We start from the raw sequence: 15,344 nt of genomic DNA, 5'->3' as shown, positions 1-15,344 counted from the left end.
GGGCGCGGCGAAAGGTTTGACGGACAGTGACTACGACCATTCCGGTGTTCAACCCCTCGACAGAAGAACAGATCTTCGAGGTCGTCGACTCAGACCAGGCAGCCGTCGACGCGGCAGTCGCCCGGGCTCGCGAGACCTTCGAATCCGGGGTGTGGCGCAAGCTGCCCGCCGCGCGACGCGCGGAGGTGCTCTTCCGAGCCGCCGAGATCATCAGGGAACGTACCGACGAGCTCGCCTTGCTCGAGGGCCGTGACAACGGCATGAACAAGGTGGCGGGTGAGCAGATCATCAAGGTGTCGATGGAGATGCTGCTGTACTACGCAGGTTGGGTCGGCAAGATCCACGGCGAGTCCAGCAGCGTCGTATCCGACGGCCTGCTCGGTCACTACGAGAGCTTTCACAACTTCACCCAGCTCGAACCGGTCGGGGTGTGTGGCCTCATCATCCCCTGGAATGGTCCGTTCTTCGTCGCGATGCTCAAGGTCGCGCCCGCGCTGGCGGCCGGCTGCTCCTGCGTGCTCAAGCCCGCCGAGGAGACGCCGCTCACCGCGTTGAAGCTGGAGGAGATCTTCCGCGAGGCAGGCCTGCCCGACGGCGTGCTCAACGTCATCACCGGTTACGGCGAGACCACCGGTGCGGCGCTCACCGCGCATCCGGACGTCGACAAGATCTCGTTCACCGGGTCGACAGAGGTCGGCAGGCTCATCGTCAAGGCGGCGGCCGGCAACCTCAAGCGCCTCACGCTCGAGCTGGGCGGAAAGTCGCCCCTGATCATGTTCGAGGACGCCAATCTCGACAAGGCGATCATGAACGCGAGCCTTGGACTGCTCGCCGGATCGGGGCAGAACTGTTCCTGCACCTCGCGCATCTACGTTCAACGCGGCATCTACGACCAGGTGGTCGAGGGTATTGCCGGGTTCGCCAAGATGCTGCCGATGGGAGGCAGCGAGGACCCCGATTCGGTACTGGGACCGTTGATCAGCGACAAACAGCGCCAGCGTGTCGAAGGCATTGTGCAAGAGGGTGTTTCGAAGGGCGCCGAGATCATCACCGGCGGTAAGTACCTGGACCGCAAGGGCTACTTCTACGAGGCCACCGTCATCACCAACACCACGCCCGATATGCGGCTCATCCGCGAGGAGATCTTCGGGCCCGTCGGCTGCGTCATCCCCTTCGACGAGGAAGAGGAGGTACTGGCCGCCGCGAACGACACGGAGTACGGCCTGGCCGGCGCCATCTGGACGGAGAACCTGGGGCGTGCCCACCGAGTCGCGAACGAGCTTCACGCAGGGCAGGTCTGGGTCAACTGCGCGCTTGGGGCGGATCCGTCGATGCCGATCTGCGGGCACAAGCAATCGGGTTGGGGCGGCGAGCGGGGTCGCAAGGGCATCGAGGAGTACTTCAACACCAAGGCCGTCTACATCAGCCTCTGATCAGGTCGAGGCGCGCACGATCAGCCGGGTGATGTCGGCCGGCTGCGGTGGCGGCGACGACGGATAATTCAGTTCGGCGAGCAACGCGGCGGTGGCCACGTCGGCGACCGCGGTCGGATCGAACTCGACCGTCGTCAAGGGCGGCGAGCTCAGCGCTCCGATGGGTGCGGCGTCGACCCCGATGACCGCCAGATCGGCGGGGCACGTCAAACCCGCCTCCCGTACGCCGAACAGGATCAGGCACGCGACCTCATCGCTTTGCGCGCACACCGCGGTGACGCCGTCGCGCACCCACGAGGTGACCACCTCCACGACGTTCTCCTGGGTGACGTCGGCGACGCGGACCGGCGGCAGCTCCCTCGCCGTGGCCGCTGAGAGGATGCCGCCCAGCCAGTAGTCGCCCAGAGCGCGCCACCTCTTGGCGCCGGCGCGGGCGAAGGCGATCTCCCGGTGGCCGCGTGACACGAGATGGTCAATTCGCATCTCGCCCACAGACTCTGGTGGATTGCCCAGTGCGGGCAGCGTCCCGATCTCGATGTGCGGGATGTCCGCCGCCTTCATGGCGCGCACGACTCGATCGGGCAACGGGAACAGGCTCGTGACGGCGACGGGATCGATGTTCTCGATCGCGTCGACGATGTTGCGGTCGTCTTCGGTTTCGAAGATCTGGATCTGGAGCAGCCCTGCCCGTGCCAGATCGGCTGTCATCCGGCTGCCCGCCTGCAACGGCATGTCGCCGACGGCGATGCGCGGAACCACGTAGAGCACGGCCCCGCTCCTGCCTCGCGCCAAGTTGCGGGCGGCCAGGTTGGGTCGGTAGCCCAACTGCTGGGCGGCGCGGATCACGGCGTCGCGAGTCCGCTCGGAAATCCGGTGCCCCTCGACGTCGTTAAGGACGTAACTCACCGTGGCAGTCGACACGTTCGCCAGACGCGCGACGTCAGCGGTGGTGGGCCTGGGCAGTCGCGTTTCGCCGGCTGCCGCGCCACGGGGACCGGCCATGCCACATCGTGGCATGCTCAGTCCCCGGGTTCGCGCATAGTCCGCGGCGTGGTCACCGCCGCATCGGTGTCAGAGCTGTGCCCAGACCGACTTCGTCTTCAGGTACGCGTCGATACCTTCCTGGCCGAACTCGTGTCCCCAACCGGACTGCCGGTACCCGCCGAACGGCACCGCGTGGTCGAACACCAACTGGCAGTTGATCGTTACGGTTCCGGCTTGCAACCGCTTGCCGAGACGATGCGCACGGCTGAGGTCGTTGGTCCACGCGGTGGCCGCCAGGCCGTAGGTCGTGTCGTTGGCCATCGCGACGGCCTCGTCGTCGTCGTCGAAAGGCAGGACCGTGACCACGGGCCCGAAGATCTCCTCCTGATACAGCCGCATGTCACGGTTGACGTTGGTCAGGACGGTCGGGTGCACGAAGTAGCCCTTGCGATCGAGCCGGTGGCCGCCCGTGACGACCTCGGCACCCTCGGACTTGCCCTCGTCGATGTAACCCATGACCCTGGTCAGCTGCTTCTGACTGATCAGCGGGCCGCTCATGCATCCCTCCTCATCAGGTCCGCCGAGCTTGACGAAGTTGGCCATGTTGGAGATGCCTTCGAGCACCTCGTCGTAGACGCCGCGCTGGACGAAAACGCGTGAGCCGCACACACAGCCCTGGCCGGAGTGCACGAAGATTCCCATCGACGCCATGAAGATGGCCTTCTGCAGGTCCGCGTCGTCGTAGATCAGCACCGGCGACTTACCGCCGAGCTCGAGCATGACCTTCTTGAGGTTGCCCGCCGATGCCCGCACGATCTCCTTGCCGATCTCGGTCGAGCCGGTGAAGGCGACCTTCTCGACGTCAGGATGCGCGGTGATCGCCGCGCCCGCGGTGTGGCCGTAGCCGGTCAGCAGGTTGACGACACCCTCGGGCACGCCTGCCTCGTGGATCAACCGGTTGAGCAGGATCGCCGACAGCGGCGTCTCCTCTGCGGGCTTGACCACCATGCTGCAGCCTGCGGCCAGCGCGGGCGCGAGCTTTGCGCATGCGTTGAAGATCGGGCCGTTCCACGGAAAGATCAGGCCCACAACGCCGTACGGCTCCTTGAGCGTGTAGGTGTGCATGTCGACCCACGTGTCGGTGGCGATGCCCGCGGTCTTCACGTCGTACGCGTTACCGCTGATCTTGGTGCACCAGCCGGCGTAGTAGCGGAAGAACTCGGCGCAGTTGGGCAGGCCAAGCGTCGCCTGCATCAGCGGCATGCCGGTGTTGAGCGAATCGAGGTGTGCAATCTCGTCGGCGTGCTCGTCGATGAGATCGGCGATCTTCCACATGATCTTGGCCCGCGCCCGTCCGGGCAGCTCCGACCACACGCCCGCCTCGAAGGAGGCCTTGGCACGCGCGACGGCCTCATCGACGGCTTGCGCGCCGCAGTCGGTGAACTCGACGATCTGCTCCTCGGTCACCGGGTTGATCACCGAGATCTTCTCACCCGTGCCCGGCCGTGCGGTGAGTTCGTCCAGAACCGTCTGCAGTGTCGCCGTCGATGTCATCGTTGACCTTTCTCGTCGCCCACGGGGAGCGCGTCGCCCACCATGCTGAGCAACTGCTTAGCATGGTGGCGACGCGAGGGTCAAGGCAGGCGCGAGCGGATGCGAAAACCGATTACCGTTCAGGCGGCGGCGGAGACGACGCTCATCGCGTCGAAACGGTCGAGCACCGTGGCGGCGACCAGGTTGTGTGAGCCCAACGGCTCGGCCATCTGAATGCCGTGAGCTGCCGCATAGGACGCCACGCGGTCGGTGATGATGCCGTGCGCCAGGAACCATGGAGCGATCACAAGATTGCGGGCGCCGTCGGCCCGCAGCCGCTCCACCGCGTCGGCGACGTTCGGCCGCGGTCCGGTTGCGAACGCGACTTGGGCACCGGCCCAACGGGTTCCGGCGCTGAGCGCACGCGCCACGTCCCCGGTTCGCGCGTTGGCCGCCTCATTCGACGATCCGACGGCCGCGACCACAACGCCGAGGCCGTCCTCGTCCGGCGACACCCCGGTCTCGGACAGCCGCTGCCGCAACACGGACAGCAGGGCGGGATCTTCCCCGAGCACCTCGGCCTGCTCGACCCGCGCACCCGACTGCTCGATCATCTCAGGGATGTCGACGCGCGCGTGATACGCGTCGGCCAGCAGGAACGGCACCACGACGCCGTCGGGAAGGCCGGTCAGCACGTCACGCAGGTTCGGGTCGGTCTTCTCCAAAAACGCGGCACTGACGTCGAGCCAGGGCCGCAGCCGCCGGATGCGGCCGGCAACGGCATGTGTCACCGCGGCCGACCGCGGGTCGACGCTGCCGTGTGCCGCCAGGACGAGCGTCGGGCGGCTGGTGGGAGCCGGAGCCGTCACGACGCGTGCAGTCCGCATTCCGTCTTGGTCTGGCCCGCCCAGCGACCGCTGCGCGGATCGGCGCCCTCGACGGGCTTGGCGGTGCACGGTGCGCAGCCGATCGACGGATAGCCCTCGAAAACCAGGGGATTGACCAGCACATCGTGGGCGTCGATGTACGCCTGCATGTCCTCGTCGGACCACGCCGCGATCGGGTTGATCTTCACCAATCCGAAAGCCTTGTCCCAGCTGATGAGTGGCGCGTTGGCACGGGTGGGCGCCTCGACGCGGCGGATGCCGGTCACCCATGCCGAGTATCCGCGCAACGCCTTGGACAGCGGCTCGACCTTGCGCATCCGGCAGCACTCGCTGGCCTCGCGGGCGAACAGATCCTTGCCGAACAACTCGTCCTGCTTGGCGACCGTGTTCTCCGGCGTGACGTTGACGACGTTGATGTCGTAGACCGCCTCGACCGCGTCACGGGTGCCGATGGTCTCGACGAAGTGGTAACCGGTATCGAGGAACAGCACGTCGACGCCCGGGCGTACCTTGGCGGCCATATCGACGAGGACGGCGTCCTGCATGTTCGACGCGACGACGTAGTTGCCGCCGAAGTTCTCGTCGGTCCAGCGCAGCAGTTCGTCGGCGTTCGCACCCTCGAGTTCCGCCGCACCGCGTTCTGCCAACGCGATCAGGTCAGCCTCTGAAATGACGTCAGTCATCTGTGCCCTTCCTCTTCGCGCAAGCGCTCATCGCAGATCCGCCTCGTCTGCTCGTACGGCCCACGTAGCGAAACGCTCGCCGTCCTCGCGATGTTTCACGAAGTTGCGAACGACTCGTTCGATGTAGTCAGCCAGCTCGGTCGAGAGCACCTTGTGCTGACGCAATTTGCGGCCGAACCCGCTGTCCAGACCCAGGCTTCCCCCGAGGTGGACCTGAAAACCCTCCTCGGGCCCATCACCCTCGTCGACCATCTGGCCCTTGAAACCGATGTCGGCGACCTGGATGCGCGCGCACGAGTTCGGGCAGCCGTTGATGTTGACGGTGATCGGCACGTCGAGCTGGGCGTTGATGTCCTCGAGGCGCTTCTCCAGCTCCGGAACCAGCACCTGCGAACGGCTGCGGGTCTCGGCGAAGCTCAGCTTGCAGAACTCGATGCCGGTGCAGGCCATGAGGTTGCGCCGCCAGTGCGACGGTTGCGCCGGCAGCCCCAGCGCGTCCAGGCCGTTGCGCAGCTCGTCCAGCTTGTCGTCGGGAACATCGAGGATGATCAGCTTCTGGTACGGCGTGAATCGGATCCGATCGCTGCCCGCGGCCTCGGCCAGGTCGGCCACCTTAGTCAGGATGGTGCCCGAAACGCGGCCCGCGATCGGTGCGACGCCGACGGCGTTCAGGCCGTTCTTCAGTTTCTGCACGCCGACGTGGTCGATCGGTCGCGTGACCGGGATCGGTGCGGGTCCGTCGATCAGCGGCCGCTTCAGGTACTCGGTCTCGAGAACTTCACGGAACTTCTCGACACCCCAGTCCTTGATCAGGAACTTCAGCCGGGCCTTCGACCGCAGCCGCCGGTATCCGTAGTCACGGAAGACGCTGACCACGCCCTCCCATACGTCGGGCACCTCGTCGATCGGCACCCACGCGCCGACCCGCTGACCGAGCATCGGGTTGGTAGACAAGCCGCCGCCGACCCACAGGTCGAAGCCCGGACCGTGTTCGGGATGCTCGACGCCGATGAACGCCACGTCGTTGACCTCGTGCACCACGTCCTGCAGGCCCGAGATCGCGGTCTTGAACTTGCGCGGCAGGTTCGAGTACTCGGGCTTGTTGATGTAGCGCTTGACGATCTCGTGAATCGCCGGAGTTCCGTCGATAACCTCATCGAGTGACTCGCCGGCCAGCGGGGAGCCGAGGACGACGCGGGGGCAGTCGCCGCACGCCTCGGTGGTCTGGAGTCCGACCTCGTCGAGCCGCCGCCAGATCTCGGGCATGTTCTCGACCTCGATCCAGTGGTACTGGATGTTCTGCCGGTCGGAGATGTCGGCGGTGTCGCGCGCGAACTCGGTGGAGATGCGGCCCAGCGTGCGCAGCGCGGCCGCGGTCAGGGCACCGCCGTCGCTGCGGACGCGCAGCATGAAGTACTCGTCCTCGAGCATGTCGGTGTTCTCGTCACCGGTCCAGGTGCCGTCATAGCCCGGCTTGCGCTGGGTGTACAGACCCCACCAGCGAAAACGGCCGCGCAGGTCGCCCTTGTCGATCGACTCGAAGCCGTTCTTGGCGTAGATGTTCTCGATGCGCGCCCGCACGTTGAGCGGGTTGTCGTCCTTCTTGGACTGTTCGTTCGGGTTGAGCGGCTCGCGGTATCCGAGTGCCCACTGGCCCTCGCCACGTGGGCGCTTGACAGGCTTGGGCTTTGATTCGGCTGTTGTCATATGGTTTGGCTCCTTTGTGGAGCCGGACCGCGCGTCTCACCGGTGGGCTGACCGGCGGCGCAGATCCGGCGGCCAGCTGCAAGTACAGGTGGGCAGGTCAGCGCGTCAGGGCAGACAACAACAGGTACATACGCGCTTGAAGTCGACGTGACGCCGCACCACCAGCGATACGCGGTGGGGGAAGATGCGGCCGGACTTCACGTTGCCAATTGTGCCACGGGCACCGACAGATGCCCTAACCGGGCCAGATTTGCGCTCACCGTGAGCAAAAGGCGCGATCTGGGAAACTGGCTGCATGACAGTCCCGACGGCAGGCGTGCGCGAGCTGCCCGATCTGGCGCCGACGCCGGGCCGTCCGTTCGGCGTCTACGTCCATGTGCCGTTCTGCGCTGCCCGCTGCGGCTACTGCGACTTCAACACCTATACCCCCGCAGAGCTGGGCGGAACGAATCCCGACAGCTGGCTGGCGGCGCTGCGTACGGAGCTCGCACTGGCCGCCGATCGGCTGGGCTCCACGCCCGTCGTCGACACCGTCTTCGTCGGAGGCGGCACCCCCTCGCTGCTCGGTGGCCCCGGTCTGACGTCGGTGCTGGCTGCGATCCGCGCGCATTTCACGCTCGCAAATGAGGCCGAAATCACGACGGAGGCGAACCCCGAGTCGACGTCACCCCAGCTGTTCGAGCACCTGCGGACGGCCGGCTTCACCAGGGTGTCGCTGGGCATGCAGTCAGTGGCACCGCACGTGCTGGCGGTGCTGGATCGGGTGCACTCGCCGGGGCGGGCTCTGGAAGCGGCGGGCGACGCCCGCGCTGCGGGCTTCGAGCACATCAACCTCGACCTGATCTACGGCACGCCCGGGGAGACCGACGACGACCTACTGCGCTCGGTCGATTCCGCCGTCGAGGCGAAGGTCGACCACGTGTCCGCCTACGCGCTGGTGGTCGAGGACGGTACGGCGCTGGCCCGCCGCGTGCGGCGCGGCGAGGTTCGTCCACCCGACAACGACGAGCTCGCGCATCGGTACGAGTTGATCGACGCGCGGTTGTCGGAAGCGGGTCTGGGTTGGTACGAGGTTTCGAACTGGTGCTTGCCCGGTGGTGAGTGCCGGCACAACGTCGGCTACTGGAACGGTGGTGAATGGTGGGGCGCCGGGCCTGGTGCGCACGGTTACGTCGGCACCACCCGATGGTGGAATGTCAAGCATCCCAACCTATATGCGCAAACGCTGGCCGAGGGGACGTTGCCGGTGGCCGACTTCGAGCGGCTCGACGCGGGCGCGCTGCACACCGAGGACGTCATGCTGCGGGTGCGCTTGCGCGAAGGGCTTCCGGTGGCGACGTTGAACGAGGCCGAACAGAGTCGCGCCCAGACCGCGATCGAGGACGGGCTGCTGACACGCGCCGGCGACCATTTGATCCTCACCGACCCGGGTCGCCTGTTGGCCGACGCGGTGGTCCGCACTCTGCTTGACTGACGATTGAACGATTCTGCGGTGGTAATCCGTTGTGTTGTGCGACGACGGAAAGCGAGGAATGCGCCGGTGCATCGCATATGACCGATCCTGATCAGGGCGAGCTGCTGCGGGCGATCCACGACGCCCACAGCAGGGATCTGCAGCGCTATGTCATGCGTCTGACGCGGGGCGACATGCCGTTCGCGGAGGACGTGGTGCAGGAATCGCTTTTGCGGCTGTGGCGAAAGCCCGAGATTCTCGAACAGCCCAGCGAATCGGCGCGGGCGTGGCTGTTCACCGTCGCCCGCAACCTCGTCATCGACGACCGCCGCAGCGCGCGCTTCACCCGGGAACTGCAGAGCGACGACCTCCCCGAGCGTCCGTCGCTGGATGCGATCGGACCCGCGGTCGACAAGTGGGTCCTGGCCGACGCGCTGAAGTCGTTGTCCAGCGATCATCGCAACGCCATCGTGCGCGCGTACTACCTCGGCCAGACCGTTGCCGACATCGCCCAGCAGGAACAGGTTCCCGAGGGCACGGTCAAGTCCAGACTTCACTACGCGCTACGCGCGTTACGAATCGCGTTGCAGGAAAGGGGGGTTGGCCGTGACTGAGAACAAGCCCGACGACGATCTCGCGGAATGGGATGCCGCCTACGTGCTCGGCGCGCTGAACCCAGACGATCAGCGGATCTACGAGAACTATCTCGCCACGAACCCCGAGCGGAACGCCGAGTTCGGCGAACTGGCCGGGATGCCCGAGATTCTCGATGTGCTCAGCCCCGAAGAGGCCTTGGCTTTGACCGACCTCGCGGGCAGTCCGCCGACCGCGGATCGCCCCGACAACGTCGCGTCGTTTTCCGCCGCCTCGGCGAAGCGGCAGCGGCGGTCCGGGCGGGCCATCGCGGTCGTGGTGGCGGCCGCCGCGGCGTTGGCGATCGTCGGCGGCGTAGTCGGGGCGACGGTCTTTCCTCGCACGACGTCGGTGGAGACGGTGGCGATGTCACCGATGCAGCCTGGGTCGCGTCCCGGTCTCACCGCCCAGCTCGCCGTCACGGAGAAGAAGTGGGGGACCGAGCTCAACTGGGCCTGCGAGTACACCAAGGATTGGTCGCGCGACGTCGAGAGCTACGACATCGTCGTCACGACGAAGAGCGGCGGGCAGACGGTCGTGGGTTCGTGGCGTCCCGCCGGGGACGAAGCCGCCGGATTGTCAGCGGCGACGAGCATTCCGACATCGGAGATCGCCAAGGTCGACATTCGGGTGACCGGCACCGATGAACCGCTGGCCGTCACCACTCTTTGAGGGTCACCGGCGAGTTCGACGACGGCGGAAACGTGATCGGCGCCACGCTCATGATCACTGTGTAGGCCCTGCGTAGGGACCAATTCCGGCGCCTGGTGTGCCAGGATGGCGACCATGACGCGGGGTTTGTTAGGCAAGGCTATCCAGACTTTCAAGCACGCAGGGCTTCGTTGACGTGGCAACTACCCCTGAGCCGGTCGCGATCGTCGGCATCGGCTGCCGGCTGGCGGGCAGCATCAACGACCCGGCGCAGTTCTGGACGTTCCTGATCGAAGGCCGAAGCGACGTACGAGAGGTGCCGGAGGAGCGCTGGGAACCGTATCTGCGCCGGGATCCCCGCAACGCGGCGGTGTTGAAGGAAACCACGCGCTGGGGCACCTTCCTCGACGACCTGGCCGGGTTCGACGCCGAGTTCTTCGGGGTGTCACCGCGCGAGGCGGAACTGATGGATCCCCAGCAGCGGCTGGCGCTCGAAGTGAGCTGGGAAGCGCTCGAACACGCCGGTGTGCCGCCGCGCACGTTGGCGGGAACCGACACCGCCGTGCTCATGGGCGTCAACTCCGACGACTACGGCAAGCTGATCATGGAGGACCTGCCCGGCATCGAGGCATGGACCGGGATCGGCACGTCCCTGTGTGGCATCGCCAACCGGGTGTCGCACCTGCTCGATCTGCGCGGGCCGAGCGTCGCGCTGGACGCCGCGTGCGCCGCATCGCTGGTGGCCGTGCACCAGGCCTGCCAGATGCTTCGCTCCGGTGAGACGTCGCTGGCGCTGGCCGGCGGTGTCAGCGCCCTGATCGGCCCTGGGCTGACGCGTGTGCTCGACGAGGCGGGGGCGACGGCCCCGGATGGGCGCTGCAAGACGTTCGACGCCAGTGCCGACGGTTACGGGCGCGGCGAGGGCGCGGCGGTGGTCGTGCTCAAACGCCTCACCGACGCGGTGCGCGACGGTGATCGGATCCTGGCCCTGGTGCGCGGCGGTGCGATCGCGCAGGACGGTCGGACGGTGGGCATCATGTCGCCCAACGGCGATGCTCAGGCCGACATGTTCGCGCGGGCGTGCAAATCAGCCGGCGTGCCACCCGCGAGTGTCGACTTCGTCGAGGCGCACGGAACCGGCACGCCGACAGGCGATCCCACCGAGGTGCGGGCGTTGGCGTCCGTCTACGGAGTCGATCGACCGGCGGACGCGCCGTGCCGAATCGGATCGGTGAAGCCGAACGTCGGCCACCTGGAAGGTGGCGCGGGCGTGGTCGGCCTCGTCAAGGCGGCGCTGGCGCTGTACCACGAAGCGATCCCGCCGACCGCCGGGGTGAAAACGCTGACCCCCGCCGTTGATTGGGCGAACAGCGGCCTGCGGGTGCCGACCGTCGTCGAGCCGTGGGAGCGCACCGGCGACGCACCCCGTCGCGCCGCGGTGTGCAGCTACGGCTACGGCGGGACGATCGCCCACATACTGCTCGAGGAAGCCCCCCGTCCCGAGACTCCTTCTGCTGCCGAGGTTTCAGCCACGCCGACGGTCGTGCCGATATCGGCGCGCTCAACGGCCCGGGTGCGCACCCAGGCGCGGGCCCTGGCCGACCATTTGCGCGCCGGCGACAAGGGACTGGATCGCGTCGCGGCGACGGCGTGGGTGCGCCGCTCGCACGAACCGGCAAGGGCCGCGGTGGTGGCGGAGAACATCGACGGTTTGGTGGCCGGGCTGGACTCGCTCGCCAACGACGAACCCGATCCAATGGTCGTGACCGGCAACGCTCTCGCGACAGAAGGTGCGGTGTGGGTGTTCTCCGGCCATGGATCGCACTGGGCCGGCATGGGACGACAACTGCTCGAACGTGCGCCCGCATTCAGCGCGGTCATCGACGCGATCGATCCGGTGTTTCGCGAAGAGCTGGGGTTTCGTGCGCGCGATGCGCTGCGCACCGGCGAACTCGGCGGCACAGACCGCGTGCAGGCGTTGACGTTTGCGATGCAGGTGGGTCTGGCCGCGGTGCTACGCGAGCGGGGCGTGACGCCCGCCGCCGTGATCGGGCACTCGGTGGGTGAGGTCGCCGCGTGTGTGACGGCAGGTGTGTTCGACCTGACGGTGGGCGCCGCGGTGGCGTGCTACCGAGCGCGTGGATTCCAGTCGGTGATGGGCGACGGCGCCATGGCACTGGTGCGCCTACCTTTCGCTGAAGCCGAACGGAGACTCGAGGGACATCGCAGTGTGGTGGCGGCGATCAGCGCTTCACCCGCATCGACCGTCGTGTCCGGCACCGTCAGCGCCGTCGAGCAGATCTGCCAGATGTGGACCGACGAAGGCGTGATGATCCGCCGCGTCAACACCGACGTGGCGTTCCACAGTCCGGCGATGGATGTGCTGACCGCGGAACTCGGCCGGCTCACAGCAGAGCTGCCGCCGCCACGTCCCGCCGAAATCCCGCTGTACACAACTGCACTGACCGATCCGCGGTCGACGGCACCTCGCGACCAGCACTACTGGGTCAGCAACCTTCGTGATCGCGTGCGTTTCGCGGAGGCGGTGACCGCGGCGGCCGAGGACGGCCATCGGCTGTTCCTGGAGGTGTCCGCCCACCCCGTCGTCTCACATTCGATCGTGGAGACGTTGACGCACGCGGGCATCGACGAGCATGAGGTGGTCCCGGTGCTCCGCCGCGACCGTCCGGAGCTGCAATCGGTGGCCACTGCGGTGGGCGCCCTGTACTGCAACGGCGCCCCCGTACGCCACGGCATCGATGCCCGCACACCGTGGGCCGACTCGCTGCCCGTCACGCAGTGGCAGCACCGCCGCTTCTGGCGCACGCCGACGCCGCCGCCCGGTGGTCGCGGTGTGCATGACGTCGACACTCACACCCTGCTGGGCGGGCGGATGGACGTGACAGGCGCCGTCGCATCCACCATGTGGCACACCCGCCTGGATATGGACAACCGGCCGTATCCGGGCAACCATCCCGTACAGAATACGGAAATCGTCCCTGCCGCAGTCATTTTGAACACCTTCCTAGGCGCGGTCGCCAATCTGAACACGCGCTCTGACCGGTCGAGTACCGACCTCGTGGACGTCCGCCTGCGCACCCCGGTGGCGCCGAGCCGCGCCCGCGATGTGCAGGTGGTCCTGCAGGACCGCGGGCTGACGCTGTCGACACGGCTGGTGGACGACGACGACACTGCCGACGACGGCGGGTGGCTCACCCACAGCAGCGCGGTCGCCGCCGCCGACGACGACATCGAGGATCTTCTCGGACAGGTGCTCGAGGAGTCTGCCGCGCGTCAGCGGTGTGCCGACGCCCTTGCGCCGAACCACATCGTGGACACCCTGGCGACGCTCGGTGTGGCGGCGATGGGATTCGATTGGGAGATACTCGATCTGCACCGCGCCGATTCAGAGCTGATCGCGCGGGTCGCCGCCCACGGCGACCGGACCGCGCCCGCGACGTGGGCGGCGCTGCTCGATGCCGCGACATCCGCGGCTTCCACGATTTTCGACGGACCACCGCGACTGCGGATGCCTGCCCGAATAGAGCGGGTGCAGGTGTACGGCCGTCCGCCGGCGGTCGCGGTGCTGCAGGTTCGACGCCGGCCCGACACCACCACGACCGATGTGCTGATCGCCGACGAGTCGGGCACTGTGCACGCATCGCTCACCGGGATGTCGTTCGAGGAACTCCAAAGCCCTGCCGGAAGCGATCTTTCGCGGATGCTTCACCACGTCACGTGGCATTCGGTCCCGTGGGACCAGGGCGAACGGCCGTCCGCGGTGTTCGTCGTCGGCGGTGACGCCGACACCCAACGCTTCGTGACCCGCGATCTCGCCGGCGCTGACGTGCCGTATGTGACCTACGCCGAACCGGGCGAGATCGCCGAGGCCGCCGTCGAACTGGACCGCGACGCTGTGGTGCTGGTCCTGCCCCGCGCGCACGACACCCCGCAGAAATCGGTCGAGGTCGTCATGCGTACGTTGCGGCACCTGCTCGATCGCGGCGCGAAGGCACGCATATGGGTGCTCACCCAGGGTGTGCACGAAGGCGGCAATGTCGTCCACGCTCCGCTGTGGGGGCTTGCCCGCGTCGCGGCCGCCGAGCATCCCGAGATCTTCGGCGGTGTCCTCGACGTGGGCAATGCGCATCTGCCCGTCGGCGCTCTCGCGTCCCTTCGCGGTCATCCCGTCGTCGTGCTCCGCAATGGCGACACGAAGGTCGCGAGGTTGGCTTTCGCCGGCCGGGGGACCGGCACGCCCATGCAGTGTTCGCCGGGTGGTACCTACCTGATCACCGGCGGCACAGGCGTTCTCGGCCTGAGGATGGCGCAACGACTCGCCGATATCGGTGCTCGGCGCATCGTTCTGCTGTCTCGCTCAGGCATGTTGGACCGTGCCGATTGGCGGGACGCGGCGGAATCCGAGCTGATTCGCACAGTGGCTGCGCTCGAGGAGCGGGGGGTGTCGGTCCACGTCATGCCGCTCGACGTCGGCGCGCCCGACGCCGTCGAGGCGCTGCGGGTCGCGCTGCGGCATCTGCCACCCGTGCGGGGTGTCATTCATGCCGCTGGTGTGGAAGCCGGTGCACTGCTTGTCAATACGAGTGCCGAGGATTTCGAGATGGCCATGCACCCCAAGGTCGACGGGACCTTGACATTGCACGAGGTCTTCCCGCCGGAGCAGTTGGATTGGATGATCTTGTTCTCGTCGTGCGGTTACCTCGCGGGCTTCCCCGGACAGGGTGCCTACGCGTGCGCGAACTCGTTCCTCGACGTCATGGCCCGTCATCGCCGTCGTCTCGGCGACCGCACGGTGAGCATCGCGTGGACGGCGTGGCGAGGTTTGGGGATGGGCTCGACGTCCGGCTTCGTCGCCGCTCAGCTCGACGCGCTCGGTATGGGCACCATCGGTGCCGACGAGGCGGTCCGTGCGCTTGATCTGGCGATGCGCGATGATCAGCCGAATGTCGTTGTGCTTCCCGTGCTCCCGGGAGCCACCGCCGTCCCGATGCTCGCCGATGTCGCGCCCGTCGAGAACGACGAGTCGGCGCTGGCGGATTCGGTGGCGGGCAGTTTTGTGGGGGACGACGGCGAACCCGACCCGAAGCGCGTCATCGAGTGCGTCGTCGGCGCAGTCTCGGCCCAGCTGGGTCTCGCGGAAAACGATGTGGACACCGGGTTGCCTCTGGTGGAGATCGGTGTCGACTCGATCATGACCGTCGGACTGTTACGTCAGCTCGAGAAGCAGACCGGGCTGCCGCTGCCGCCAACGCTGCTGTGGGAATACCCCTCCGCAGCCGCGGTGTCGGAGCGAATCACCGAGCTGCTCGCATCACCGGAAGCCTCGCAGGAGTCCTGCGAAGTCCCGGTGTCCTGATCG

11 protein-coding genes are annotated in these 15,344 nt (G+C 67.2%); 5 read left to right on the top strand and 6 right to left on the bottom strand.

Features of this window, described 5'->3' with window-relative positions:
• Window positions 1-26: 26 nt before the first annotated feature.
• Window positions 27-1,433, top strand: a complete 1,407-nt coding sequence (locus G6N42_RS11145; protein WP_163729622.1) for an aldehyde dehydrogenase family protein — start codon at window positions 27-29, stop codon at window positions 1,431-1,433.
• Here the strand turns inward: G6N42_RS11145 and G6N42_RS11140 are convergent, their stop codons facing one another.
• The 6 genes from G6N42_RS11140 to G6N42_RS31570 form a co-directional block, all read right to left on the bottom strand.
• A complete protein-coding gene (locus G6N42_RS11140) occupies window positions 1,434-2,435 on the bottom strand; it encodes a LacI family DNA-binding transcriptional regulator (RefSeq protein ID WP_163729619.1) in 1,002 nt (333 codons plus the stop codon). It abuts the gene before it with no gap.
• 69 nt (window positions 2,436-2,504) lie between these two features.
• The gene (locus tag G6N42_RS11135; protein ID WP_163729616.1) at window positions 2,505-3,971 is read right to left on the bottom strand and encodes an aldehyde dehydrogenase family protein; all 1,467 of its coding nucleotides are present in this window, start codon (window positions 3,969-3,971) and stop codon (window positions 2,505-2,507) included.
• 119 nt (window positions 3,972-4,090) lie between these two features.
• Window positions 4,091-4,837: a sirohydrochlorin chelatase gene (locus tag G6N42_RS11130; protein ID WP_163729614.1), complete on the bottom strand. Its 747-nt coding sequence runs from the start codon at window positions 4,835-4,837 to the stop codon at window positions 4,091-4,093.
• The gene (locus tag G6N42_RS11125; RefSeq protein ID WP_163729612.1) at window positions 4,816-5,520 is read right to left on the bottom strand and encodes a phosphoadenylyl-sulfate reductase; all 705 of its coding nucleotides are present in this window, start codon (window positions 5,518-5,520) and stop codon (window positions 4,816-4,818) included. The genes G6N42_RS11130 and G6N42_RS11125 overlap by 22 nt, the downstream gene beginning before the upstream one ends.
• Before the next feature lie 27 nt (window positions 5,521-5,547).
• Window positions 5,548-7,227, bottom strand: a complete 1,680-nt coding sequence (locus G6N42_RS11120) for a nitrite/sulfite reductase (protein ID WP_163729610.1) — start codon at window positions 7,225-7,227, stop codon at window positions 5,548-5,550.
• Window positions 7,228-7,332: 105 nt separating this feature from the next.
• Window positions 7,333-7,524 carry an Ms4527A family Cys-rich leader peptide gene (locus G6N42_RS31570; RefSeq protein WP_350310120.1) on the bottom strand — a complete coding sequence of 64 codons (192 nt, stop codon included), beginning with the start codon at window positions 7,522-7,524 and terminating at the stop codon, window positions 7,333-7,335.
• Between G6N42_RS31570 and hemW the strand changes: the two genes are divergently transcribed.
• The 4 genes from hemW (at window position 7,523) to G6N42_RS11100 (ending at window position 15,341) form a co-directional block, all read left to right on the top strand.
• Window positions 7,523-8,701, top strand: coding sequence for a radical SAM family heme chaperone HemW (gene hemW, locus G6N42_RS11115; protein ID WP_163729608.1), 1,179 nt, complete (start codon window positions 7,523-7,525; stop codon window positions 8,699-8,701). The genes G6N42_RS31570 and hemW overlap by 2 nt on opposite strands.
• A 77-nt stretch (window positions 8,702-8,778) precedes the next feature.
• Complete coding sequence (locus G6N42_RS11110; RefSeq protein ID WP_163729606.1) at window positions 8,779-9,294, top strand: sigma-70 family RNA polymerase sigma factor; 516 nt, start codon at window positions 8,779-8,781, stop codon at window positions 9,292-9,294.
• On the top strand, window positions 9,287-9,985 hold the full coding sequence (locus tag G6N42_RS11105; protein ID WP_163729605.1) for an anti-sigma factor: 699 nt from the start codon (window positions 9,287-9,289) through the stop codon (window positions 9,983-9,985). The genes G6N42_RS11110 and G6N42_RS11105 overlap by 8 nt, the downstream gene beginning before the upstream one ends.
• A gap of 175 nt (window positions 9,986-10,160) precedes the next feature.
• The gene (locus tag G6N42_RS11100; protein ID WP_163729603.1) at window positions 10,161-15,341 is read left to right on the top strand and encodes a type I polyketide synthase; all 5,181 of its coding nucleotides are present in this window, start codon (window positions 10,161-10,163) and stop codon (window positions 15,339-15,341) included.
• Window positions 15,342-15,344: the final 3 nt, after the last annotated feature.

The sequence above is a fragment of the Mycobacterium gallinarum genome (genome assembly GCF_010726765.1).
GTDB lineage: Bacteria > Actinomycetota > Actinomycetes > Mycobacteriales > Mycobacteriaceae > Mycobacterium > Mycobacterium gallinarum.
This window is presented reverse-complemented; position numbering and strand designations above follow the sequence as displayed.